This is a genomic window from Saccharopolyspora sp. 7B (assembly GCF_020177435.1).
Lineage (GTDB): Bacteria > Actinomycetota > Actinomycetes > Mycobacteriales > Pseudonocardiaceae > Saccharopolyspora_C > Saccharopolyspora_C gregorii.
This window is the reverse complement of sequence record NZ_JAIUKC010000278.1, coordinates 1-1,567: the sequence shown is the minus strand read 5'-3', so window position 1 is coordinate 1,567 and position 1,567 is coordinate 1. Positions and strand designations below refer to the sequence as shown.

Below are 1,567 nucleotides of genomic sequence, written 5' to 3'. Positions count from 1 at the left end.
GCCGAGGAGCCCGCCCCGGCGCAGGACGCCCCCGCCCAGGAGCAGCAGCCGCCGCCGAGCAGCCCGCCGCGACCGCCGCCTCCGGTGGTGCGGCGCAGGGCACCGAGGTACCGATGCCCGCGCTGGGCGAGAGCGTCAGCGAGGGCACGATCACCCGGTGGCTCAAGCAGGTCGGCGACTCGGTCGAGGTCGACGAGCCCCTGCTGGAGGTCTCCACCGACAAGGTCGACACCGAGATCCCGTCGCCGGTCGCGGGCACGCTGCTGGAGATCGCCGCGGGCGAGGACGACACCGTGGAGGTCGGCGGGAAGCTGGCCGTGATCGGCGAGCAGGGTGCCGCTCCTGCCGCGCCTGCCGCGCCGGAACCGGCTCCCGACCCGGCCGCCGCGCCCGCTGCGGAACCGAAGCCGGAACCCGCCGCCCAGGCACCGGCCGCGCCGGCCCAGCCCTCTGCTCCGACCCAGCCCGCCGCGCAGCAGCCCGCCGCGCAGCAGTCCGGCCCGTCCGGCAGCACCCCGTACGTGACACCGCTGGTGCGCAAGCTCGCCAACCAGCACGGCATCGACCTGTCCACCATCAAGGGCAGCGGTGTCGGCGGCCGGATCCGCAAGCAGGACGTGCAGGCCGCGGTCGACGCCGCCCAGGCGCAGCCGGCGGCCCCGGCCGCCGCGAAGCCCGCGGCCCCGGGCTCGTCGGCCGCCGCGGCCGAGGAGGCCGGGGCGCTGCGCGGCACCACGCAGCAGATGTCCCGGCTGCGCCAGCTGCTGGCCCGCCGCATGGTCGAGTCGCTGCAGACCGCGGCGCAGCTGACCACGGTGATCGAGGTCGACGTCACCCGCATCGCGAAGCTGCGCCAGCAGGCGAAGGCCTCCTTCGAGGCGGCGGAGGGCGTGAAGCTGTCCTTCCTGCCGTTCTTCGCGAAGGCCGCCGCCGAGGCGCTCAAGCTGCACCCGAAGGTGAACGCCTCGGTCAACGAGGAGAGCAAGGAGATCACCTACCACGCGGCCGAGCACCTCTCGATCGCCGTGGACACCTCGCGCGGACTGGTCTCCCCGGTGATCCACGACGCCGGGGACCTGAACCTCGGCGGCCTGGCCCGCAAGATCTCCGACGTGGCCGAGCGCACCCGGAACAACAAGCTCAAGCCGGACGAGCTCTCCGGGGGCACCTTCACCATCACCAACACCGGCAGCCGCGGCGCGCTGTTCGACACCCCGATCCTGAACCCGCCGCAGGTGGGCATGCTGGGCACGGGCAGCGTCGTGAAGCGTCCCGTGGTGGTCTCCGACGACAACGGCGGCGACACGATCGCGATCCGGTCGATGGTGTACCTGGCGCTGTCCTACGACCACCGGCTGGTCGACGGCGCGGACGCGGCCCGCTTCCTCACCACGCTGAAGCAGCGGCTGGAGGAAGGCGCTTTCGAGGCCGACCTCGGGATCTGATCCGGCTCCGAGCCACGGGGGGGGGGCGGGCCCCCCGCGGGGGGGGGCCCCCCCCCCGGGGGGGGGGCGGGGTGTGCCCCGGGGCACCCGGCCTGGGGGGAGCGCGTGTGGGGGCGCGGCGG

Annotated in this window: 1 protein-coding gene; it reads left to right on the top strand. The window is 75.1% G+C overall.

What is annotated here, in order from left to right; translation table 11 throughout:
• Positions 1 to 1,445, top strand: a 1,445-nt coding sequence (gene sucB / locus LCD33_RS28560; protein WP_224978502.1) for a 2-oxoglutarate dehydrogenase, E2 component, dihydrolipoamide succinyltransferase, incomplete at its 5' end; no start/stop codon positions are given.
• Between the last annotated feature and the right edge of the window lie 122 nt (positions 1,446 to 1,567).